Annotated in this window: 21 protein-coding genes; 12 read left to right on the top strand and 9 right to left on the bottom strand. The window is 39.0% G+C overall.

The genetic code is table 11. The features are described 5' to 3' along the window. Positions 1–180: 180 nt before the first annotated feature. Entirely contained in the window at positions 181–1,539 is a 1,359-nt protein-coding gene (locus D1B33_RS15230; protein ID WP_118877261.1) for an MFS transporter, read from the top strand. 239 nt (positions 1,540–1,778) lie between these two features. On the opposite strand, the gene D1B33_RS15225 is transcribed toward D1B33_RS15230, so the two are convergent. Further along, positions 1,779–2,321: an NADPH-dependent FMN reductase gene (locus D1B33_RS15225; protein WP_118877260.1), complete on the bottom strand. Its 543-nt coding sequence runs from the start codon at positions 2,319–2,321 to the stop codon at positions 1,779–1,781. A 269-nt stretch (positions 2,322–2,590) separates the two neighbouring features. On the opposite strand from D1B33_RS15225, the gene D1B33_RS15220 reads away from it, so the two are divergent. Further along, entirely contained in the window at positions 2,591–3,655 is a 1,065-nt protein-coding gene (locus D1B33_RS15220; protein WP_118877259.1) for an LLM class flavin-dependent oxidoreductase, read from the top strand. A gap of 25 nt (positions 3,656–3,680) precedes the next feature. Then, positions 3,681–4,319, top strand: coding sequence for an NAD(P)-dependent oxidoreductase (locus D1B33_RS15215; RefSeq protein WP_118877258.1), 639 nt, complete (start codon positions 3,681–3,683; stop codon positions 4,317–4,319). A 96-nt stretch (positions 4,320–4,415) separates the two neighbouring features. On the opposite strand, the gene D1B33_RS15210 is transcribed toward D1B33_RS15215, so the two are convergent. From D1B33_RS15210 to D1B33_RS15190, 6 genes are all read right to left on the bottom strand, one after another. Next, entirely contained in the window at positions 4,416–6,101 is a 1,686-nt protein-coding gene (locus D1B33_RS15210) for a methyl-accepting chemotaxis protein (RefSeq protein WP_118877257.1), read from the bottom strand. Positions 6,102–6,352: 251 nt separating this feature from the next. Further along, entirely contained in the window at positions 6,353–6,751 is a 399-nt protein-coding gene (locus D1B33_RS15205) for a YuzC family spore coat inner layer protein (protein WP_118877256.1), read from the bottom strand. A 161-nt stretch (positions 6,752–6,912) separates the two neighbouring features. Next, positions 6,913–8,223 carry a branched-chain amino acid transport system II carrier protein gene (gene brnQ, locus D1B33_RS15200; RefSeq protein ID WP_118877255.1) on the bottom strand — a complete coding sequence of 437 codons (1,311 nt, stop codon included), beginning with the start codon at positions 8,221–8,223 and terminating at the stop codon, positions 6,913–6,915. A gap of 375 nt (positions 8,224–8,598) precedes the next feature. Further along, positions 8,599–8,871: a Parvovirus coat protein VP1-like protein gene (locus D1B33_RS18685; RefSeq protein ID WP_118877254.1), complete on the bottom strand. Its 273-nt coding sequence runs from the start codon at positions 8,869–8,871 to the stop codon at positions 8,599–8,601. 158 nt (positions 8,872–9,029) lie between these two features. Further along, positions 9,030–9,314 (bottom strand): hypothetical protein, encoded by a 285-nt coding sequence (locus D1B33_RS18360; protein WP_147370422.1) that lies wholly within the window; start codon positions 9,312–9,314, stop codon positions 9,030–9,032. 142 nt (positions 9,315–9,456) lie between these two features. After that, positions 9,457–9,630 carry an asparagine synthase gene (locus D1B33_RS15190; RefSeq protein WP_118877253.1) on the bottom strand — a complete coding sequence of 58 codons (174 nt, stop codon included), beginning with the start codon at positions 9,628–9,630 and terminating at the stop codon, positions 9,457–9,459. A 294-nt stretch (positions 9,631–9,924) separates the two neighbouring features. On the opposite strand from D1B33_RS15190, the gene D1B33_RS15185 reads away from it, so the two are divergent. The 4 genes from D1B33_RS15185 to trhA all read left to right on the top strand — a co-directional run bounded on the left by D1B33_RS15185 (position 9,925) and on the right by trhA (position 14,220). Further along, the gene (locus tag D1B33_RS15185) at positions 9,925–10,857 is read left to right on the top strand and encodes a S66 peptidase family protein (protein ID WP_118877252.1); all 933 of its coding nucleotides are present in this window, start codon (positions 9,925–9,927) and stop codon (positions 10,855–10,857) included. A 147-nt stretch (positions 10,858–11,004) separates the two neighbouring features. Then, on the top strand, positions 11,005–11,424 hold the full coding sequence (locus D1B33_RS15180; RefSeq protein WP_118877361.1) for a universal stress protein: 420 nt from the start codon (positions 11,005–11,007) through the stop codon (positions 11,422–11,424). 582 nt (positions 11,425–12,006) lie between these two features. After that, positions 12,007–13,284 carry an L-lactate MFS transporter gene (locus D1B33_RS15175; protein ID WP_118877251.1) on the top strand — a complete coding sequence of 426 codons (1,278 nt, stop codon included), beginning with the start codon at positions 12,007–12,009 and terminating at the stop codon, positions 13,282–13,284. A 294-nt stretch (positions 13,285–13,578) separates the two neighbouring features. Beyond that, entirely contained in the window at positions 13,579–14,220 is a 642-nt protein-coding gene (trhA, locus tag D1B33_RS15170; RefSeq protein WP_118877250.1) for a PAQR family membrane homeostasis protein TrhA, read from the top strand. A 45-nt stretch (positions 14,221–14,265) separates the two neighbouring features. Here trhA and D1B33_RS15165 read toward each other — a convergent pair whose 3' ends face one another. Beyond that, positions 14,266–14,754, bottom strand: coding sequence for a hypothetical protein (locus D1B33_RS15165; protein ID WP_118877249.1), 489 nt, complete (start codon positions 14,752–14,754; stop codon positions 14,266–14,268). Positions 14,755–14,906: 152 nt separating this feature from the next. Continuing rightward, positions 14,907–15,422 carry a DUF3231 family protein gene (locus D1B33_RS15160; RefSeq protein ID WP_118877248.1) on the bottom strand — a complete coding sequence of 172 codons (516 nt, stop codon included), beginning with the start codon at positions 15,420–15,422 and terminating at the stop codon, positions 14,907–14,909. Between the two features lie 243 nt (positions 15,423–15,665). Here D1B33_RS15160 and D1B33_RS15155 point away from each other — a divergent pair, with 243 nt between their 5' ends. The 5 genes from D1B33_RS15155 to yihA all read left to right on the top strand — a co-directional run bounded on the left by D1B33_RS15155 (position 15,666) and on the right by yihA (position 22,808). Then, positions 15,666–16,658 (top strand): tetratricopeptide repeat protein, encoded by a 993-nt coding sequence (locus D1B33_RS15155; protein ID WP_118877247.1) that lies wholly within the window; start codon positions 15,666–15,668, stop codon positions 16,656–16,658. 111 nt (positions 16,659–16,769) lie between these two features. Next, the gene (gene tig, locus D1B33_RS15150) at positions 16,770–18,062 is read left to right on the top strand and encodes a trigger factor (RefSeq protein WP_118877246.1); all 1,293 of its coding nucleotides are present in this window, start codon (positions 16,770–16,772) and stop codon (positions 18,060–18,062) included. Between the two features lie 302 nt (positions 18,063–18,364). Continuing rightward, positions 18,365–19,630: an ATP-dependent protease ATP-binding subunit ClpX gene (gene clpX / locus D1B33_RS15145; RefSeq protein WP_118877245.1), complete on the top strand. Its 1,266-nt coding sequence runs from the start codon at positions 18,365–18,367 to the stop codon at positions 19,628–19,630. Positions 19,631–19,905: 275 nt separating this feature from the next. Then, positions 19,906–22,227 (top strand): endopeptidase La, encoded by a 2,322-nt coding sequence (gene lon, locus D1B33_RS15140; RefSeq protein ID WP_118877244.1) that lies wholly within the window; start codon positions 19,906–19,908, stop codon positions 22,225–22,227. Further along, positions 22,227–22,808, top strand: a complete 582-nt coding sequence (gene yihA / locus D1B33_RS15135; RefSeq protein ID WP_118877243.1) for a ribosome biogenesis GTP-binding protein YihA/YsxC — start codon at positions 22,227–22,229, stop codon at positions 22,806–22,808. The genes lon and yihA overlap by 1 nt, the downstream gene beginning before the upstream one ends. Positions 22,809–22,833: the final 25 nt, after the last annotated feature.

Below are 22,833 nucleotides of genomic sequence, written 5' to 3'. Positions count from 1 at the left end.
CAAACCAAACTTATGGCACAGCATACTCCACAATTTAGACAGGAGAATGCTTAAGAGAACTAGGACAATGATGAAATGATTCAACAACGAATTACCTCATAACTGAAAGTAGGAAGTAATACAGATTACTTTAATAGTAATGAACGCTATTGCTTATAAAAATTGAAGGGGTGTTCATAGATGCAGGTAACTAATGCTGGGGAAATCATTGAAAGCTCAAAGTTCAATAAGTTTCATGGTATGCTGCTCTTTTGGGGCGCATTAATAATGGTTTTTGATGGTTATGATTTAACGATTTATGGAGCTGTTGTGCCCAGCATCATGAAAGAATGGGGTATAACTCCAGTTGAGACAGGGATGATTGGTAGTTATGCTTTAATGGGAATGATGCTAGGAGCACTAATTTTTGGAACAATTGCAGATAGAATCGGTAGAAAAAAAGTCATATTGATTTGCACTTTTATATTTAGTCTCTTTATGCTCCTTGCTGGTTTTGCTGCACTTGCTAAAAGCCCTGAACTATTTGGACTTTGTAGATTTATAACGGGGTTGGGATTAGGGGGAGTTATGCCTAATGTAATCGGTCTGATCAGTGACTTTTCTTCTAAAAGAACACGCAGCCGTATGATTGCTACAATAATGGCTGGTTTTTCAATAGGAGGAGTTCTGGCTGCTACTCTTAGTATCGTAATTATCCCGAATTTTGGATGGCATTCTGTATTTTTCTTTGGAGCTTTACCTTTATTACTTCTCCCTCTTTTGGCACGTACGCTGCCTGATTCGGTGGGAACTTATTTAGTAAAAAAAGATTATAAACAGCTGAAAGAATTGCTTGTGAAAGTAAATCCATTATACAAACCATCGGAAAATGAACAATTCATTTTGAATGGGATTGAAAAGTCTACTTCGACAGTTACATCTTTATTCTCTAACCGTAGGGCATTTTCAACGGTTATGTTTTGGTTAGCCTATTTCATGTCACTTCTTATGATTTATGGATTAAACACTTGGTTGCCAAAATTAATGAATGAGGCAGGATTTCCACTTGGATCGAGTTTAAGTTTTCTCCTCGCATTAAATGTTGGAGCAACAGTCGGCGCCATTCTTATGGGGTGGGTAGCGGATCGCTTTGGAGTTAAAAGAATGCTTATTATGTTCTATATTGTTGCAGCGATTACAATATTGAGCTTGGGGTTTGCGACGAATATGTTCCTTTTATACTTATTGGTGGCCATCGCTGGAGCAACAACAATAGGTTCTCAAAACCTTTCCAATTCTTATGTTTCTCAATTCTATCCTGTCTCTATGCGTTCTACGGGTTTAGGTTGGGCATTAGGAATTGGGCGTATTGGGGGAATTGTAGGTCCTATGCTAGGAGGGTATCTACTAGCTTCAACACTAACTTTACAAACTAATTTTTTGGTATTTGCTTTGCCAGGCGTTATTGCAGCGTTAGCCATCTTCTTTACTGATAGGAAATCAAAAAAGGCAGAAGCAACCGTTTCCGATTCCGAAGAGCAGATAACTTCGATAACTTAATCCTCAAAGCACTTTGCCAAGTATGTAGGCGATGAATGGTTAGCGGTGTTATGTTACATGTGGAAGAATAGCCATTATATTGAGCTGTACTTCTATTTATTTATAATGGTACGTTATAACTATTTTTCAAGATTAGTTCAAAATTACGGTTTTATACTAATTAATAAAATTAAAGCTAAAACAATAATAAGTCCCTGTCCAAGAAGTTATCATAACTTTTCGGACACGGACTTGTTGTTTTATACGTATTGTCTCATCCAATCCTGGAAGTTCGCAATAACGCCGTCTAAGAATGCAATTGTTGCTTCATCTACCAAGTTTCCGTTTTCGTCGAATTTTTGGTGTACAGCCCCCACATATACTTCATTTCCACGAAGCACTGGAGAATTCAGTCCGCTGGCAAAAAGAATATCGCGTAAGTGCATTTGTGCTTTTACTGACCCTAAATTACCCATTGAAGAGCCCATAATAATGGATGGCTTGCCAATCATCACTTTATCCACGCGGCTTAACCAGTCGATCGCATTCCCCAATACTCCCGGAATGGAAGCGTTGTATTCAGGTGTTACCCACAGAACTGCATCAGCTTCTTTTACTTTCTCTTTGAAATCAAGAACTTCTTGAGGTGGATCTAATTCGATATCCTGGTTGTACATTGGAAGGGGAGTTAAATCCAAAATCTCAACGTCAAATTGATCCGCGTAACGCGCTTGAATATGTTTTGCAAGTTTCAAATTATATGAATCCTGACGAATGCTTCCTACGATTGCTGCTACTTTCATTTTCTTGACCTCCGATTGTTGTTGGATGTTTGCGAGAGTTTCAATCGCAATTTATTACCGTGGTCTCCCACCAGGTAAGACCACGTATATTATAACAAAAATGAAAAAGGTTTCAAAAGTAAATAGAGTTTCTTGACAAAATGAAATTACATAAATAAACTTAGTTACATAAAGTAAGTAAAGTGCTGTTGAATAAAATGAGGAACAGAAAGTTATTTTTAATTTAGAAGGAACACAATCGTTGTGTTTGTTCCGGATAGGAGGAAAGGATGAAGCAGGACAATAAGGGGCACTTTGAAATCGGCATATATACATTGGCGGATCTTGGACCGGATCCACTAACAGGATTTACGGTTAGTCCTAAACAAAGAATGGATGAAATAATGAAGGCAGCTCAGCTTGCGGACAAAGCGGGGTTGGATGTATTTGGTGTCGGTGAGCATCATCGGCTAGATTATGCCGTATCCTCTCCGGCGGTTGTGTTGGCAGCGATTGCAAGGGAAACGCAACATATTAAGCTAACAAGCACCACAAGTGTATTAAGTACACTTGACCCGGTACGGTTATTTGAGGATTTTGCAACACTGGATTTGCTTTCGGACGGGCGTGCGGAAATTCTGGCGGGGCGTGGGGCATTTATCGAATCTTTCCCTCTATTTGGGTATAGTACAAACGATTACGATGAATTGTTTACCGAGCATATGGAATTACTTTTGAAATTAAATGAAAATGAGCGGGTCTCTTGGTCGGGAAAATTCCGTTCATCCTTACATGAAGCCGAGATTTCACCACGTCCTATACAACCGCGTCTTCCGATTTGGATTGGGGTTGGGGGAACGCCTGAGAGTGCCGTACGTGCCGGAAAGTTTGGTGTGGGAATGGCTTTGGCAATCTTGGGCGGTGATCCCAAACGTTTCAAACCGCTTGTCGATCTTTACCGTCAAGCAGGCATAGAAGCTGGGCATTTGCCGGACACATTGAATGTTGGTGTAACAGGACATACTTATATCGCCGAAACGACACAGCAAGCGAAGGATGAGTTTTACCCGTATTATTCGAATTACTGGTACTATGTAAATCGTCAGCGCGGATACGGCACAAGAATGTCAAGAGGCGAGTTTGAACAGATGGCTGCTCCAAATACAGCGTTGTTTGTAGGAAGCCCCCAACAGATTGTTGAAAAAATTCATCGTCAATACGAGTTGTTCGGCCATACACGCTTTTTGGCACAGGTAGATATTGGTGGATTGCCATTTGAGAAAGTAGTTAAAAATATTGAACTATTGGCAACAGAGGTAGTTCCTGCTGTTCGTAAAATAATAGGAAGCAATTAAATCTAAACTGACGGAGGCAATGTAAATGAAAATTGGAATTATTGGAGCAAGTGGTAAAGTAGGAAACCTCGTATTGAAAGAAGCTGTTAGCCGTGGACATGATGTAACAGCGATTGTAAGGGATGCATCAAAATTAACGGATCACAATACAGCAATTATTGAAAAAAATGTTTTTGATTTGAAAACAGAAGATCTATTGCAATTTGATGTAGTTGTAAATGCTTTTGGTGCGCCGCTTGGAGAAGAACAAGCACACGTAGATGCCGGCCATACTTTGATTAAAGCGCTTAAGGGAACGAAAACACGGCTAATTGTTGTAGGGGGCGCCGGTAGCCTATATGTTGATGAAAACAAAACTGTTCGTTTAATTGACACACCGGAGTTTCCGGATTTCGTCAAACCAACAGCCAAAGGACAGGGGCGAAACTTGGAAGAATTGCTTCAGACAACCGATTTAACATGGACATTTATTAGCCCAGCAGCCATTTTTGATGCGGAAGGAAAAAGAACAGGCTCTTATCAAGAAGGTGAGGATCACCTTCTTGTAAATTCAAAGGGTGAAAGTTACATCAGTTATGCTGATTACGCGATTGCATTAGTGGATGAAATCGAAAATGCCAAACATTTGAATAAGCGATTTACTGTCGCAGGGGAAGCGGAATAACCTCGATTTTATTGCCACTAGTTGAATCATCAATAAAAAGACATTACATTTTTGAACGTAAAAAATGTAATGTCTTAATTTTATTATTCATTTTTTCTATAGCTTGAAATGCTTGATCAGCTCTTTTAAATCAACTGATTTAGTGGCCAAATCTACGGCTACTTCATTCACGGCAGCCATGGTTGCAACTTGCTCTTCTACGGATGCAGCAATGGTTTCGGTATGTTGCGCGGAGTTGGCGGCGTTATTGGAAATCTCCCCAACGGATGCTGCCACTTCTTCTGCGCTTGCGGAGATTTGCTGGGAAGCTGCCGAGATTTCGCTGATTTGGTCATTAATTGTGTAGATGGCTTGTTGTATTGATTGGAATGCTTCGCCGGATTCAGCAATAATTTGAACCCCTTCTTCAACGGAAAGCAGGGAATTGTTGGCTGCTTTTTGTACATTATTTGTATCTTCCTTGATTGCTTCAACCAGCTCTACAATCTTGGAAGCCGAATGTTTGGATTCTTCTGCAAGTTTTCTGACTTCATCTGCCACAACCGCAAAGCCTTTTCCATGCTCACCGGCTCTAGCCGCTTCAATTGCCGCATTCAGGGCCAACAAGTTAGTTTGCTCGGTAATGTCTGTAATCACTTTTGTAATGTTTCCTATTTCATCAGATTGTTTGCTCAACTTTTCAATTAATTCATTGACGAAACTGGTTGATTCTTTGATGGTATCCATTTGCTGTTGGGCATGCTCAACAGTTTTGCTGCCGGAGATTGCAGTTTCCGATGCATCTATTGCTTGATGATTCAGGACTTGGGCAGATTCAGCGATTTTTTGGATTCCCGCTGCCGTTTCATCCATAGCCTGAGAACTCTCCGAAGAAGAAATTGCGGAACTTTGAGCGAGCTTCGATGTCTGCGTAATACGACCTGCGATGTCCTCTGTTGTTGCTGTTGTTTCTTCCGTGCTTGCTGTTAGCTCCTCGGCTGCATTTGTTAAATGTTCTGTGTTTGTCTGAATTCTTTGAACGATGAATTGTAAATTAGCTTTCATTTTATTGAAGGCGATTGCAAGCTGGCCAATTTCATCTTTTCCTTGATAAAGAAGGTTTTCTTTTGTTAAATCACCCTCGGCAATCGTCTGAACGGCATCGACCAGTGTAGCCAGCGGTTTTGTAATGGAACGGCGGACAAAAACCCAAACCAGAATTCCAACCAAAATACCGATGAGAATTGCAGCCATTGTGATACTGGTAGCCATCGCAGCAGTTTTTTTTGCTTCTTCGGTTAATTTATCAAGTTTGCTGGTCTGAACCATTTTAACTTTTTCTGCATTTTCCAATATCCCTTTATTGGCGGTGACGATGTCAGACATAATCACTTCGTTTGCTTTTTCCAAGTTGCCAGCTTGATACAGCTTTTCCATTTCCTCTAAACCTTGATTGAATTGTTCAAAGTGGGAGTTAATCGCATCGTTGTATTCTTTTAATTCTCCCGTAGGTGCTGTTTTATTTAATTCCATTATGTAAGTAGATAAAAGATCGTGATACGTTTGAAGATTTTCTTGAACTTCCGGTTTGCCGATCACAACCAGTTCCCGTAAAGAAATGCCTTGCATGGCAATGCTGAATTTAATATCATCTGCCAACATCACTTGCTTCACTTGTTCTTCCAATGCCTGTTCGACTTGCTTGTTTGTCTTCTTTAACTCTGCGAGAACAACCCCCATTGAAACAATCATAATTAATAGTATCGTCATAAAACCAATTAATATTTTCTTTCCAATTGACATAATTACCCTCCACAAATTTAAGAAATTTCGCCGTTATAGTACTTACTAACCATTACTTTATTCTTAATGGGTGGTGTGGTCAAGAATAAATTTACCAATTAATTCAAATTTCTATAAAGGCAGGCATTCTATTAGAGTTTCCTCTACAACTTCTTACGGCTTTAATTCATGTAAGATAACTCCTTGATGATTAGTCAGGTGACTAATCATCAAGGAGTTTAGGGAAAAAGATGAGCACATTAACATCAACCTTAACGCCATCTCAAGGAAATTACCATTTCTGCACCTTTTGACCGTAGCTGTATTCGAATGTTATCAGGGTTATAAGACACTTTTATCTCTGAGGTTAGACCGAGGGATTTTATCAAACGGGAAACCTGCGCGTTTTCAGAACGTTGGGCATGGTCCATTAATTGCCTGCCGAAACTTTTGGATGTTGATAATTGATCAAGAAGAATGCTGGCATCTTTCATTAATTGGTTTGAGTCATTCGCTGATTGGTGCAGCATGTCCGGATTGACTGGTGGAAACACAGGCGGATTAACTGCAAATTCCAAATAATCGGGATATCCAACAGGCTTTGGAAGCGGGCGATGTGCCGTATAATCAAATGGAAACTGGACTTGGCGGGGCTGATTGGAAAAATACATATAAGGAACCTCCACTTGTAAATATTTATAAAATCACCATTTATAGCTTATGTTCCCAGCTAAGAAAGGAATAGGTAATCAAACCATTCCAATCAGCGAAAATATTAGAGATTTGCCAACATAAAAAAACAGCAGGGAAGCCCCGCTGTTTGAATATTGCTTTATTCTACAGAAACTGTTGGCCGAAACTTTCCAACAATGGCGCCAACAATAATTCCAATCACAGCGGGGACAACCCAGCCGACACCTTGCGCGTAGAGTGGAATCACGGTTAATTCATTTGATATAGCCCCGTTCAGCAAAGCAGTGTTAATTGCATCAATAATACTGAAAACAGCTGTAAATAATATGCCGTAAAAATAAATGGAATGGTTTGCAAAACGATTGAATAATCCCAGCAAAATCAAGACGATTGCCATTGGATAAATGGCGCCTAGTATTGGAACTGAAATGGCTAAAATCTGATTTAAACCGAGGTTGGCAATCGTGAAGCTAATAACCGCCACGATGGCAGCCCAAACCTTATAGGATAAAAATGGCATTAGTCTGGAGAAATATTCACCGCATGAAATGATTAAACTGATGGAAACGCATAAACAGGCAACGGTGAACAATGCACCCAACAGCACGATGCCCGCTTGTCCAAACAATTCGTTCATCACCAGCGTCAGCACTTCTGCACCATTGTCCAATTGATGAATGGAAGAAACCGATGCACCCAAATAAGCCAAAATACTGTAGATTAGTGCCAGTAAAATGCCGGCTCCAATGCCGGCAACCAGCATATATCTTGAAAGGGAAGCATTATCCTGTATTCCTTTTGCCCGAATGGTATTCACGACGACAATGCCATATACAAGCGCCGCCAAAGCGTCCATCGTTAAATAACCGTCCAAAAAACCTTTAAAGAAGGAGCTGGTTGCATAAGTTTCCGTTGGGGATGAGTATGTACCCGCTGGAGTTAAAATAGCCTTGATAAAAATAATTGCTATTAATATCAATAGGGTCGGTGTTAATAATTTTCCGAAACGATCCACAAGTTTGGACGGAGAAAGACTTAACCAAAGGACGATGGCGAAGAAAAGGAATGTATAGACGAAAAGCGTCATAGCATGGTTAGATAAGTAGCCTGAAAGAAAAGGGGCGGCGCTCATTTCATAAGCAACTGTAGCAGCTCGTGGAATGGCTAATCCCGGTCCGATGGATAAATAAATAAGCAAAGGGAAAATCAAAGCAAATAATGGGTGCACACGTGTAGACAAAGTATTTAAACTTCCTGCTTTTCCTACCGCGATTACGCCCAGGATGGGAAGCCCTACCGCTGTTATAATAAATCCGCCAAGTGGAATCCACATTTCCGTTCCGGCAGCATTGCCCAGAAAGGCAGGGAAAATAAGGTTTCCGGCTCCGAAGAACATAGAAAACAACATAAAAATGATAAACAGTAATTCTTTAGATGAAAGTGTACTCATAGTTGACTGACTCCTTTGGTTAACAATTCTCTGCATTATAACAACAAAACAAGACGGAGACCATCACAATTGGAATAGTAGTAATATTAAGTGTATTTTGAAATCTACAAGCAAGTAATTGCGGGGTATAAAGTAGTATGGCAAAAATAATCGCGTTTTACTGTTAGGTTTGAAAAATTGATAAGGTTAAACTTTTTATAAAACATTGGTCTTTCATTATGATTGGTAGTTTGCAAAGAGGCATAATAAAAAATCGTCCATTGAAAAATGAGGACGATTTTTCAGTGAATAATAACTAATCAGATTACGAATTGGTCACAGTTTGAAAAAGTAAATTTTGCATCTAGGCACAAGCAGCTTTCATTTTTTAAAATATCAGCCTATTAAGTAGTTTTTCAGCTGAATTATACGTGTGAATAATCGTGCATCTCTCCCAATTTTATTAGGATGATTAGTATAAGGAGCGAGACATTGGTAAAAGAGGTTGTCGCAATATCTTCGGTAACTTTTATCTTTATTATAGAAATAGCATTCATCATGCGCTTTACAGCAAGCGTCTACTTGATTAGTAGGTGAGCCCGGACCAGAACATCCGGGACCGCAATATCGGTAGCCAGGAGCACAATAACCGATTCTTCTATGTCTCATAATTACATCCTCTCTTCTAAATGCTAGTTTTATTCTATTTTATTGCAGGGTGAAATTCTCATAAGGGCGAGTCGATTATGATTTTATTAAGAAAAAACACGTTGACTTCCCATGATATAGAAAGTCAACGTGTTATTTTTTTATCAGCGGATTGAAATTTAATCGCCACCGCTGCCACCGCCACAATCGCCGCCACCGCCGTCAGCACTGCCGCCGCTGTCAAAACTCCACCATCCATCTCCGGAGCTTGAGCTGTACTTTCTTTTTCTGTTTCTTTTTTCATAAGCCCGCTCAGCCGGAGACATCTTACGCCATTTAAAGAAATAACGGATTCCCGAAACAATCTGTACGATCATAAAAATGGCAAAATATATGACCGTAATAAAAGCTGCCGTACCTATGATTATGCCTAAAATATCAACGATTGTATCCCACATACTCATCACCGTTATACCAATTGCTTGATGACCTTCACCAATGAAGAATTGCTTAAAAATTATTGGTAGAAAATGTCTATTCGCAAGTCTGTATTTTATTTTCAAGTAAAGGAATAAAAAAAGTAGAGCACGAATGCTCTACTTTTTACTAACGACGATGTTCTACCAGGTCGATTGCACCTAATACGATATGTGCCAGTCCGAATCCCACAATGGTATTGGCCAGCATTTGGTTAGAACTTCTTTGTTTTAACGCATATCCCGCAGCGGTTACAGCCGAACCCAGTACAGTAGGAATTAAACCTTCGCGAATAGTATTCATCCAAATTCCTCCCCATCGATGTTAGTAGGCGAAAAATCACCACTCCTATTATTGCTTAATGTGCTGCAGGCTATTCGGTTCAGTAAAGAACAATTGGTAAATTTTCGAAAGAATGATTCTAAAAGTCGATTGCCTTCTTTTAGTTTTGCCGCGATTGGTTAGGGGAAGAGAAAACGAGTGAAATAAATGAAAATATCCGAATTGTCTCTTGAGCAAGTAGAGCTGGATGAGTTGAATAGATATTTTCTTTAAATAATAATGTTCTATTAACGTTTAATATAGGAGTGGAGCAAATTGAAAATTCCTAAATCATTAAAACCTGGAGATACAATCGGGCTGATCGGGGCTTCGGGTGCAACACCTCCGGAGGCTTTGACTAAGGCTGTTGAAGCTGTTGAAAAAATGGGATTTAAGGTAATAGTGGGGGATTCTTGTTTTAAAAGGCATGGCTATCTATCAGGCAGTGATGCAGTAAGGGCAAACGATGTAAATGGTATGTTCAAAAATCCGCGAATTAACGGGATTTTTTGTATTCGTGGGGGCTATGGAGCTACAAGGATTTTGCCAATGCTTGATTTTGAAGCAATCTCACAAAATCCTAAAGTATTTGCTGGCTATAGTGATATCACAGCTTTGCATATTGCCATCAATCAATTATGCGAGCTGGTGACATATCATACCCCTATGCCTTCAACAGAACTGATCAAGTCCGAAATGGATGAATATACATTGTCTTCATTTATGGAAACAATCATGGAAACGGAAGCCGAAAATTATTATTTAGCCAATCCTCCAACTCAAGAAATGAAAACGCTTATTTCAGGAGAGGCAACAGGCCAGCTTGTAGGCGGGAATTTAACGTTGGTTGCTGCATCGTTGGGTACGCCCTATGAAATTGACGTGAAGGGCAAAATTCTTTTTCTGGAAGAAGTTGATGAGTATGAAAGAAGCATCGACCGTATGCTGACTCAGTTAAAGTTATCAGGTAAATTGGATGAGGCGGAAGGTATTTTATTGGGTGCCTGGACGAATTGCGGTCCGCAAAATCCTCAACACCCGGAACATAGTTTACGCCTGCAGACCATCTTTGAAGAAATATTGGTGCCATTGAATAAACCAATTTTGATGGATATTGCTTGTGGCCATTGTTTGCCAACCATGTCATTGCCGCTTGGTAGAACAATTACATTTGACTCTCAGGAACAAACCATTGAAGTGATCGGCTAAGAGAATAAAACAGCATAAAACCTTCGCTCCTGCGTAGATGAAAAGCAATATTTTCCTATTAATCGACTAATTTTTAATTATTTAGTTTATTTACAACACATAGCTTTGTTATTATTAAGCTAATGAAAACAGGGGGTTGATGAAATGATAAATAACTATAGAAGAATTGCAGTGGCAGTTGATTTTTCAGATCAGTCTTTAAAAGCTTTGGAACGAGCGAAAAATGTTGCGCTCACTAACAAGGCAACATTATTGTTGGTGAATGTAGTGGATACAAAGTCATTTGGTTCGGTTGCAGCGTACGACTTAAAGTATGCGGAAAAATTAAAACAACAAAGCGAAGAAAAAATTTATGAATTAAAAAGTAGATTGCAGGCTGAAGGAGTACCAACCATTGAAACGATGATCGAAGAAGGTTCTCCAAAACAAGTATTGACTGGGTTAACGAATGTTGACTTAATAATTTGCGGTGCAACAGGTCTCAACAAACTTGAAAAAATGGTAATCGGTTCAGTTGCTGAGCGCATTGTCAGATATTCTCCTTACGATGTTTTGATTGTTAGATAAATGTGAAAAACATCTTTCGATCTATTTCGAAAGGTGTTTTTCACATTATTGATAAAAAAATATACTAATTAATATTTTTGTAGATTAATGAATAAAAGAAATTGAACACTCGGCAAAATAAATATTTCGTTTTCTTAATATATTTAATGTGTATTATGGTATAGACTATGGGAAATTTTTGTTTTCCCTGGAAATTACCGGACAATAACCGAAATGAATAAAATGATATAACTTTTTAGCTGTTATATTGTTCTTAAATTCTATTTAAATTCCTTTTTTTCTAAAACTCGTTACAAGTTTTAATGAGGAGCGAAAAGGTTTTATTCGAAATGTTTACTGTTTTACAACAGTGAAAACTATTCTGTTTTTTAGTTATATTAGAAAAGTTGTTTTTACGTTTCATGATGAAGGATATATATCGTTTAGATTATTTTTTTCTGCTTATTGCAGGAATAATCTCTTTTGCTCAAATAATTTTTTTGTAAAAACTATTGCATTTCATATTTTGTTGATGTTATCTTGGTATAAAGAAGTTGTTCACAGCTTTTTCACATTTACAAAGAAAGGGGCTAAAAGAGAATTATGAAGAAAAATCGATGGTTAATTGCTCTTTCTGCCATAGCAATCCATCTATCAATTGGTGGAGCTTATGCTTATAGTGTTTACAAGATTCCGATCGTATCGGAAATGGGTTGGACTGAAACAAATGTTACTGTAGCGTTTACAATTATGATGGGGCTAGCTGGTTTTGCAGCTGCATTATTTGGTAGTTTAGTAGAAAAAATGGGACCAAGAAAATCGGCAATGGTTGCAGCTGTATTATTTGGTGCAGGACAAGCTGGTGCCGGCGTAGCCATAGCAATGGACTCTGTCATTCTATACTGGTTAACTTACGGACTATTAAGTGGATTGGGAATGGGGATTGGCTATATTGCGCCCGTTTCAACTTTGGTGAAATGGTTCCCTGATCGCCGCGGCTTGGCAACGGGAATGGCGGTATTAGGGTTCGGATCCGGTGCATTACTTACAGCACCAGTAGCGGCAAACTTAATGCAAAGTGTAGGCATTTCAACTACATACTATATTTTGGGGGCAAGCTATTTCGTTTTAATGCTCTTGGGAGCTTCTTATATCGCACCGCCGGAAAAAGGATATATGCCTGAAGGAATGAAAAAGGCAGCTCAATCTGGTGAGAAGAAAATCAAATTGGATTTAGCTCAGATGACGGCAAAAGAAGCCGTAAAAACAAGAAGATTCTGGATGCTTTGGGCAATGCATTTAGTCAATGTTACTGCAGGAATCATGATGATTTCCGTTGCTTCGCCGATGGCTCAGGAAATTGTTGGATTATCGGTAGCAGGCGCAGCAGCTATGGTAGGTATCATGGGATTATTCAATGGTGGAGGACGTTTGATTTGGGCGGCAATTTCAGACTATATTGGTCGACCAAATATTTTCGTTATCTTCTTCACGATTCAAGTAATCACGTTTGCAGTGTTGCCGTTTACAACGAATGTATTGCTTTTCCAAATATTGATCTTCTTGGTAGTAAGCTGCTACGGTGGAGGATTCTCCAACTTGCCAGCTTATGCAAGTGATATGTTTGGTACAAAACAGCTTGGAGTAATCCACGGCTATTTATTGACAACATGGTCTTTAGGCGGTATCTTTGGACCAATTATTGTAAGTACGGTTAAAAATTCATTTGGATCTTATATTCCTGTTTTCTATCTCTTTACTGGTTTAATTGCAATTTCTCTGTTAATCGCTTTATTGCTTCGAGCGGATGTGAATAAAGAGAAGAAATTGATTGAACAAAAGAAAAGAGAAAAAGTTGGAGATCTCTCTACTAATCTTTAAGAAATAAAGTTTAAAGTTTACAAATACCGGATATTGGACATATAGAATGTGTCCGTATTCGGTTTTTTATTTTAAATAACTGTAAATTACTTTTTATACTCCGTCTACTTGATTGACATTTTTATTGAATAAAAACGCCTAAATGAGCATTTTATGCATTGTTTTTATTGGATATATTTTCTAATCGGGTTTTTTGCCTGTCAATATGTGACAACTATCATTTTAAATTGATTACATCTGATTCTTTTAAATAAGTTACTATCGTAGGACAATGTTAAGCAAGAGGTGAAGAAAATGACGCAAGTTATTATAGCTGAGAGCGGTTATAGCAAGAAAGAGGAATTCTGGAACGCAACGACTCATGGAATAGGTGCATTGTCGGCAATCCCCGCTACGTTGCTCCTTGTGCATAAAGCCCAAGCATCAAATTCTACAATCGAACTCATGAGCTACATCATCTTTGGCATTTCCATGTTTTGTTTATATTTTGCATCTACGTTATATCATTCATGGCCAAAGCATAAAACTTTATTGAAAAAGCTTGATCATTGTTCCATTTTTCTTTTAATAGCAGGGACATACACACCTGTTGCACTTATTGCAATCGGAGGGAAGGTTGGCTGGATACTATTCAGCATTGAGTGGGGGCTTGCGCTCATGGGAATACTTTTCAAAATGTATTTTGTTCACCGTTTTAAGCGTTTGTCTCTTTTCGTTTATATAGGAATGGGATGGCTTGCAATTGTATTTTATGAACCGCTTCTCAATCACATTTCGATAAATGGTTTTCTTCTCCTTATGGCAGGGGGATTGAGTTATACAATTGGCACCATTTTTTATAAAAATAAAAAAATCCCTTACAATCATGCAATATGGCATCTTTTCGTTCTAGCCGGAAGCTTTTTCATGTATTTGACGATTTATCTTTATTTATAAATTCAACCTGTACGCCTTTGCCTTAAAAGATGTACAGGTTTTTATTTATTGCTCGAATTCAACTCCATTAATTTGGGCTAAATCGATTACGACCATGTTGTTTTTGGGAGTAAGAAAAGTTGCGGATCTTCTATGTTCATCTAAATCCAGCAACGAACAAACAGCAATTGGCTGGCCGCTCACGTAAACTGCTTTCAAGGTATTTGAATGTGAAGTATTTCTAAGCTTTTTTATTAGCTCTCCATTATGCGCAGAAGCATTGCTCTCCCTATTAATGGCATGCTGGAGCATTTTTAGGTGGCCGCTTAAGATGTTGGTGGCGGATTTTGAATTGAGCATAAGATGAGTGATTACTTGATGAAATTTGATAAGTGAATGTTCAATGCGAAGCTGCTTATCTAATAATTCTTTTAATTGTTCACCAATCTTTTCTTCCTTATCTGAAGAAAAATACGAGTCTTGATTTGCCAAGTTTTCTATGTGTCGGTTAAGAAAAACTTTTGGGTTGCTATCATTGATTTCCGGAGAATCCATCTTAGGCACTCCTTTGCGTGTAGATGAGCATGTTGTAATATATGCTTCAGTTTAGAGAATGTTATTGGCCCCTTGAAGTATGAGATGGCATTGCGCTTAAAAAAACAAGCAGTTGCCCCAATAAATGCCGGGCAACTGCTTGTTTGGAATTATCATGATCTTTCATTCTGCGGAGCAACATGAAGCGGCGGGGGAACCAACCAACCCTTGCTTTTGTTTAAACGCAACAATTTTGCTCCCAGTTGAGCTTTCGCCATATGAAACTGGCCATACATAAAGGCGATGTCTTCTCGTGTGCACATACCCATCGTTGTGCTGCAGGAAACCAATCCGGCAGCTGCGTTTCCTGAAAGAATGGCGCTGATTTCAGGGTCGTTATATCTCGCCCCTACCGGTATGTCTTCGAGTCTTGCATTTGGGCGTTCCGGTGGTGCGGGAGGCAGCCCAACCCCATTCACTTTCAGGATTTCTTTCAACTGTTTATTTTCTTCTTCCATTTCGGAAATGGCTTCCTCCACCAACTTTGCCAAATCGCGGTCGCCAGTATGATTGTATAATGTTTGATACATGGCAATCATCCCGTTATTAGTTAAAATGTTGGACCACATCGCAAAAATTTCTCCATAATGCAGCGGTTCTTCCTTGGGGTTTCTGCTCATAATTCCCATCCTTGTCACTCCTTTTCAAATGTTCCTTCAAACCTAGAGTAGACAAGTTGAAAAATATTATTCAAAAAGAATGTGCTTGAGTGGATTGGATTAAAATGAAACCAAACAGTGAATACTTGTATCACTTGAAATGATCGTGTTTTGTTGATCGGCATGTTTTATATTGTTCGCACGGATTATTAAATGGTAAAATAACCTGGATGATTGGTAATTTTCCTAGTGGAGATCAGGGAGTGAGACGATTTGAAGAAAAAGCAAAAAAAATATACAACATTCGAGAATGTCGTCATATTTCCTGGTACAGTTGAAAAATTAATATCCGATGCGCATAAATATGTCGAAAATTATCAATATGATTCTGCAAATAAACTCTTTGAAGAAGCGTTGAAATATACAGAAGGGGACGAGGCGGTCCTTAGCGTCTATGCTTATTCATTATATGAAGCAAAATCATTCGAAAAAGCTAAAGAAGTTTGTGAGCAATTATTAAGTATTGGTCCGGTTCTTTATCTGGAAGTAATGGAATTGTATCTAACCATCCTGATGCAGCTTAAGCAAAACAAACAGGTGGAACAAATTATTTCTTCTTTGCTGGAAGAGGGGGCGATTCCACCGGAACAAGTTGATAAATTTGAACGATTAAAGGAACTGAATGCCAATATTGCCCATCACGCGATTCGGCAAGAAGACTTTGTATCCGGGGCAAGTGAAATCGATCAAGAAATATTTCAGCTTGAAAAGTTTCTTTCTTTTCCAACCAGCAAACAGCTAAACTTGATTCATGGACTGACGACAAGAAATATACGCTCAATCGTCAACCATTTAAAGGCAATTATCGAAACTGAAGACACACATCCCTTTATAAAAAGTATTGTTCTCGTGTTGCTTGTCGAACAGCAAGTAAACATTTCGATCAAAATTTCTAAGTTCAATTTAGAAAAGGAAGTAAATCCAGCAACACTGGAATTGCCGACAAAATTGCCGCAGTTCTTGGCGTTATCCAAAATGATGATGGAAAAGCTGGAAAAAGAGCCGTCCACGCTGGAAATGGTAGAATACTTGCTTTCGAAGCATGCAATCGTCACCTATCCTTTAGAATGGCTGGATTATGACACGGATGATGTGGCCCAAGGTTATATAGATTTGGTGAGAACGATGTTTGGCGGAGTACAGGAAATGGATGTTGAACTGGTTGAGTTTTTGCAGAAGCTTGAAAAGTTAGCAGAACTGCAATAAGTATGAAAAAAGTTGAAACTAACAGCAACTATGTTATACTAAAATGGTTGTCAAAATCGTATAAACGAATGGTTGTCTAACAATTGTAATTTAATTTTGGAGGTATTATATATGTCAGCAAAATGGGAAAAACAAGAAGGAAATATCGGTACATTAACAATTGAAGTGCCGGCTGAAGAAGTTAATAAAGCTTTGGATAAAGCATTTGCCAAAGTCGTAAAACAAATTAACGTACCAGGTTTCCGTAAAGGGAAAATGCCGCGTCCAATGTTCGAAAAACGTTTTGGTGTAGAAGCGTTATACCAAGATGCATTGGAAATTTTGGTGCCGGATGCATACTCAAATGCAATCGATGAAACTGGCATTACACCAGTAGATTATCCGGAAATCGATGGAACTGAAAACTTCGCTAAAGGGCAAGGTTTTACTTTCACTGCAAAAGTTACAGTAAAACCAGAACCAAAACTTGGTGAATACAAAGGTCTTGAAGTAACGAAAGCATCTGCTGAAGTAACGGATGAAGAAGTGGAAGCGCAAATTGAAGAGCAATTGGCTCGTAAAGCGGAATTGGAACTTAAAGAAGATGAAGCAATCGTTGAAGGCGACACTGCTGTAATCGACTTTGAAGGTTTCTTGGGCGAAGAAGCATTTGAAGGCGGAAAAGGTGAAGACTATCCATTGGAAATCGGTTCTGGCTCATTCATTCCAGGATTTGAAGAACAATTGGTTGGCTTGAAAGCCGGAGAATCAAAAGATGTAGCAGTGACATTCCCGGAAGAGTACCATGCTGAAGAATTAGCTGGTAAAGAAGCAACATTCAAAGTAACGGTAAAAGAAGTTAAAACAAAAGTACTTCCAGAATTAAATGACGAGTTTGCAAAAGAAATCGATCCTGAAGTTGAATCTTTGGACGCATTGCGTGCCAAACTTAAAGAACAAGCTGCTGAGCAAAAGAAAGCTGATGCTGAAAGCGCGCTGCGTGATGAATTAGTAGAAAAAGCTGCTGAAAATGCAGAAGTTGAGATTCCTGAAAGCATGACTCACAACGAAATTCACCGCATGATCGAAGAATTTGGCCAACGCCTGCAAATGCAAGGCATGAATTTAGACCTTTACTATCAGTTCTCAGGTCAAGACGAGAATGCTTTACATGAGCAAATGCGTCCTGAAGCTGAAAAACGCGTACTTGTTTCTTTGGTATTGGAAGCAATCGCAAAAGCTGAAAACATCGAGGTAACTGAAGAAGATGTAAATGCTGAATTGGAAAAAATGTCTGCTCAATTCGGTATGACGACTGATCAAATCTTAACAGCTTTAGGCGGAACGAAAGAAATCCTTGAAAACGACATCCGTACTCAAAAAACGGTTGAATTCTTGGTGGAAAACGCTAAAATTACTGAATAATATCCAATTTTTTGGTACAATGCAATGACTAGCAAATTGAAATATTAGCTTAATATTAAATGCTTACAAGGTACGGCGAATTATAACCGTACCTTGTTTTACAACTCAAAAAGGCCAATGAATAAATTTTACTGCTTGGATGAAACCTTGGAGTGGAGTTTATAGCTCCAATCTGACATACTGAATAATACATAAACAAAAACTGCTTATAATAAATCTACTTATAAGAGGATGCAAAACAACTTATTTGATAATATTGACAGAATCTTGTAAGATTGTTGCTTGAATAGGGGTGAAGCAAATTGTTCAAATTTAATGATGAAAAAGGCAATTTAAAGTGCTCATTCTGTGGGAAGCCACAGGAACAAGTACGAAAACTAGTAGCCGGGCCTGGCGTTTACATTTGTGACGAATGTATCGAACTATGTTCCGAAATCGTTGTAGAAGAACTTGGGGTAGAAGAGGAAATCGATTTCCAGGAAATTCCGAAACCTAAAGAAATACTATCGATTTTAGATGAATATGTAATCGGACAAGAGCGCGCCAAAAAAGCCCTAGCTGTTGCTGTGTATAATCACTATAAACGCATAAATTCCAACAGTAAAATTGATGATGTTGAATTATCAAAATCCAATATTGTATTAATTGGACCAACTGGTAGTGGGAAAACACTCCTTGCTCAAACTTTAGCGCGCATTTTAAATGTGCCATTTGCTATTGCAGATGCAACTTCCCTGACAGAAGCGGGTTATGTTGGCGAGGATGTTGAGAATATCCTGCTCAAATTAATACAAGCAGCTGATTATGATATTGAACGTGCAGAAAAAGGAATTATTTATATAGATGAAATCGACAAAGTAGCTCGCAAGTCTGAAAATCCTTCCATTACACGTGATGTATCAGGTGAAGGTGTACAACAGGCGCTGCTTAAAATTCTGGAAGGTACTGTTGCAAGTGTACCTCCTCAAGGTGGAAGAAAACATCCACACCAAGAGTTCCTGCAAATCGATACAACAAATATCCTGTTTATCGTAGGCGGAGCTTTTGATGGCATTGAGCAAATTATTAAACGCCGCCAAGGACGCAAGGTAATTGGATTTGGTTCAGATCCAAGGAAAGTGGAAGAAGACAGTGCATCACTGCTTTCACAACTCATTCCGGAAGATTTGTTGAAATTTGGTTTAATTCCTGAATTTATTGGACGTTTACCAGTTTTGGCATCTTTGGAACAATTGGATGAAAATGCACTTGTTCAAATTTTAACAGAACCTAAAAATGCTCTGGTCAAGCAATATCAAAAAATGTTTGAACTGGATAAAGTTGAGTTGGAATTTGAAGAAGAAGCGCTAAAAGCGATTGCCGAAGAAGCAATCGAACGCAAAACGGGTGCACGTGGATTGCGTTCGATTATCGAGTCGACGATGTTGGAAATGATGTTTGAACTTCCTTCTCGAGAAGACATCGTAAAGTGCGTAATCACGAAAGAAACAATTACAGACAAAAAAACGCCGAAGTTGATTCTTGAGGATGGCACTGAATTAAAAAATGATAAGAAAACTTCTGCCTAAGTAGTTAAAGTTAAAGAATGAAGAGCTGGCTTTGAACTTGCATTGTGCAAGGCGAAAGTCAGCTCTTTGTTCCAAAAAATAAGATAAGATTTATACATAGAAGCGAGTTTGAGCATTATTCTACATAATATGTGGTATATAGGATAAAATGAAAAAATAAGTTGAAATAAGAATAGTAAATATTGCTAGGAATTATGCAAGTGAAATGTTGTGTTTTTAAGGCATACTATACAAGCGGGTTGTAACGGAAAATGTGGATGGAGGTGAATACCCGCATGAGTAAAACAATCGAAAATATTCCACTATTACCACTACGAGGTTTATTGGTTTACCCTTCAATGGTGTTACATATTGATGTTGGTAGAGCTCGTTCTGTAGCAGCTTTGGAGCATGCGATGTTAAATGATAACAAGATTTTTTTGGCAACACAAAAAGATCTGCGGGTGGAACAACCGGAAGAAGATGAACTATATTCAATTGGTACATTGGTCAATGTGAAGCAAATGCTGAAACTTCCAAACGGTACACTGCGTATTTTGGTGGAAGGAATCAGCCGGGCAACAATGTCAAACTTCCAGGAACAAAAGGATTTTACAGCAGTAGACCTGGAAATTCAAGAAGATGAAGATGAAAAAGATGCCGAAATAGAGGCATTAATGCGTACGTTGGTCAATTACTTTGAAAAATATGCCAAATCGTCCAATAAAATTACGACTGAAACAATCGATTCGATTTTGGATATCGATGAGCCTGGGCGACTGGCCGATATTGTTGCATCTCATTTACCATTTAAAATTGCGGAAAAACAAGAAGTGTTAAGTATATTCAATGTAAAAAAACGTCTTGACCACTTAATCATTCGTTTGCATGATGAGCAAGAAGTTCTGAATCTTGAAAAGAAAATCAATTCAAAAGTCAAGCAAGCAATGGAGCGTACGCAAAAAGAGTATTATTTGCGTGAGCAGATGAAAGCAATCCAATCGGAGCTTGGCGACCGGGAAGGCAAAACAGGCGAAGTAGCAGAGTTGCGTAAACGAGTCGAAAGTGCCGGTATGCCGGAATCCACACAAAAAGTGGCATTAAAGGAATTGGACCGCTATGAAAAATTGCCTGCAGCCAGCGCTGAAAGTGGAGTAATACGTACCTATATTGAATGGCTAGTAACAATTCCATGGAAAGAAAGTACGGAAGACCGTCTTGATATCAATCGTGCTGAGGAAATCCTGAATCGGGATCATGATGGTTTGGAAAAAGTGAAGGAACGAATCCTGGAGTATTTATCCGTACGCCAATTGATGAACTCGGTGCGAGGACCAATTCTCTGCTTGGTAGGACCTCCGGGAGTAGGGAAAACGTCTTTGGCACGGTCGGTCGCTGAAAGCTTAAACCGTAATTTTGTGCGTGCTTCACTGGGAGGAGTCCGTGATGAATCCGAAATTCGCGGTCATCGCAGAACCTACGTAGGCGCCATGCCGGGACGAATTATTCAAGGGATGAAGAAGGCAGGTTCCATAAATCCAGTCTTTTTGCTTGATGAAATTGATAAAATGTCGAACGATTTCCGGGGTGATCCTTCAGCAGCCATGCTTGAGGTTCTGGACCCTGAACAAAATAGTACATTCAGCGATCATTACATTGAAGAACCGTATGATTTGTCACAGGTTATGTTCATCGCAACAGCGAATGATTTAAGTACCATTCCTGGACCGTTGCTTGACCGTATGGAAGTCATTTCTATTGCCGGCTATACGGAAATTGAAAAAACCTTAATTACGAAAAATCATTTAATTCCAAGGCAAATTAATGATAATGGCTTGAAAAAAACACAGCTCGTCATTAAAGACGAGGCAATCATCGATTTAATCCGTTATTATACTCGTGAAGCAGGTGTGCGTAATCTTCAAAGACAAATCGCTGCCATTTGCCGTAAAGCGGCGAAAATGATTGTGTCAGGCGAGAAAAAACGGGTAACGGTGAGTTCAAAAGTGTTGGTAGAAATGCTTGGGAAACATCGCTATCATTACGGGCAAGCAGAAACAGAAAACCAAGTTGGCGTTTCAACGGGCTTAGCCTATACAACAGTTGGAGGAGATACGCTTCAAATCGAAGTATCCTTAACTGCTGGGAAAGGGCGGTTGATTTTAACGGGTAAACTTGGAGACGTCATGAAAGAGTCTGCTCAAACAGCACTTTCGTATGTTCGCTCTTTATCCGAAAAGCTCCAGCTGGATGCAGACTATTTCGATCACAAGGACATTCATATTCATGTCCCTGAGGGTGCTGTGCCAAAAGATGGTCCTTCAGCAGGGATTACGATGGCCACTGCATTGGTATCGGCGATTTCCAATAAACCGATTAAACGTGAAATTGGGATGACCGGTGAAATTACTTTGCGCGGTCGCGTGCTTCCGATTGGAGGCCTAAAAGAAAAATCCTTGGGCGCCCACCGTGCAGGATTAACAACAATCATTATTCCTAAGGATAATGAAAAAGATATTGATGATATTCCGGAGAGCATACGCAAACAGCTTACGTTCAAGCCGGTATCATCAGCAGAAGAAGTGCTGAACATAGCGCTTGTTGGAGGTTTTAAATAATGAAAGTCCATAATGTAGAGATGGTCATCAGTGCGGTTAAACCCGAACAATATCCTGAAGATGGACTTCCCGAATTTGCATTGGCTGGCCGATCGAATGTGGGTAAATCATCTTTTATCAATAAAATGATTGGCAGAAAAGCCATGGCCCGCATTTCTTCAAAGCCGGGGAAAACCCAAACACTGAACTTCTATAAAATTGAAGAAGAATTGTTTTTTGTGGACGTGCCTGGATATGGCTATGCAAAAGTTTCAAAAACAGACCGAGAAGCATGGGGCAAAATGATTGAACGATATATAACAGCGCGTAAAGAATTGCGTGCTGTTATATTAATCGTCGATCTGCGACATCCTCCTACAAACGATGATGTAATGATGTACGATTTTCTCAAATATTACAATATTCCAGCCGTCGTCATTGCAACGAAGGCCGATAAAATTCCAAAAGGAAAATGGGATAAGCATAAGAAAATTGTAAGAGAAACGTTGGAAATGGATAAACAAGATCCATTAGTTGTATTCTCATCGGAAACAGGTTTGGGCTTTGATACAGCGTGGGAAGAAATTGAAAAACGTATGTGATTGATTTCTACATAGAAAGATTAAA

It is taken from the genome of Ureibacillus yapensis, from assembly GCF_003515775.1.
Taxonomy (GTDB): domain Bacteria; phylum Bacillota; class Bacilli; order Bacillales_A; family Planococcaceae; genus Ureibacillus; species Ureibacillus yapensis.
This window is presented reverse-complemented; position numbering and strand designations above follow the sequence as displayed.

Coding starts and splice junctions, on each gene's coding strand:
- D1B33_RS15230 (WP_118877261.1), top strand. CDS start 181: ATGCAGGTAACTAATGCTGGGGAAATCATTGAAAGCTCAAAGTTCAAT.
- D1B33_RS15225 (WP_118877260.1), bottom strand. CDS start 2,321: ATGAAAGTAGCAGCAATCGTAGGAAGCATTCGTCAGGATTCATATAAT.
- D1B33_RS15220 (WP_118877259.1), top strand. CDS start 2,591: ATGAAGCAGGACAATAAGGGGCACTTTGAAATCGGCATATATACATTG.
- D1B33_RS15215 (WP_118877258.1), top strand. CDS start 3,681: ATGAAAATTGGAATTATTGGAGCAAGTGGTAAAGTAGGAAACCTCGTA.
- D1B33_RS15210 (WP_118877257.1), bottom strand. CDS start 6,101: ATGTCAATTGGAAAGAAAATATTAATTGGTTTTATGACGATACTATTA.
- D1B33_RS15205 (WP_118877256.1), bottom strand. CDS start 6,751: ATGTATTTTTCCAATCAGCCCCGCCAAGTCCAGTTTCCATTTGATTAT.
- brnQ (WP_118877255.1), bottom strand. CDS start 8,223: ATGAGTACACTTTCATCTAAAGAATTACTGTTTATCATTTTTATGTTG.
- D1B33_RS18685 (WP_118877254.1), bottom strand. CDS start 8,871: ATGAGACATAGAAGAATCGGTTATTGTGCTCCTGGCTACCGATATTGC.
- D1B33_RS18360 (WP_147370422.1), bottom strand. CDS start 9,314: ATGAGTATGTGGGATACAATCGTTGATATTTTAGGCATAATCATAGGT.
- D1B33_RS15190 (WP_118877253.1), bottom strand. CDS start 9,630: ATGAATACTATTCGCGAAGGTTTAATTCCTACTGTACTGGGTTCGGCT.
- D1B33_RS15175 (WP_118877251.1), top strand. CDS start 12,007: ATGAAGAAAAATCGATGGTTAATTGCTCTTTCTGCCATAGCAATCCAT.
- trhA (WP_118877250.1), top strand. CDS start 13,579: ATGACGCAAGTTATTATAGCTGAGAGCGGTTATAGCAAGAAAGAGGAA.
- D1B33_RS15165 (WP_118877249.1), bottom strand. CDS start 14,754: ATGGATTCTCCGGAAATCAATGATAGCAACCCAAAAGTTTTTCTTAAC.
- D1B33_RS15160 (WP_118877248.1), bottom strand. CDS start 15,422: ATGGGAATTATGAGCAGAAACCCCAAGGAAGAACCGCTGCATTATGGA.
- tig (WP_118877246.1), top strand. CDS start 16,770: ATGTCAGCAAAATGGGAAAAACAAGAAGGAAATATCGGTACATTAACA.
- lon (WP_118877244.1), top strand. CDS start 19,906: ATGAGTAAAACAATCGAAAATATTCCACTATTACCACTACGAGGTTTA.
- yihA (WP_118877243.1), top strand. CDS start 22,227: ATGAAAGTCCATAATGTAGAGATGGTCATCAGTGCGGTTAAACCCGAA.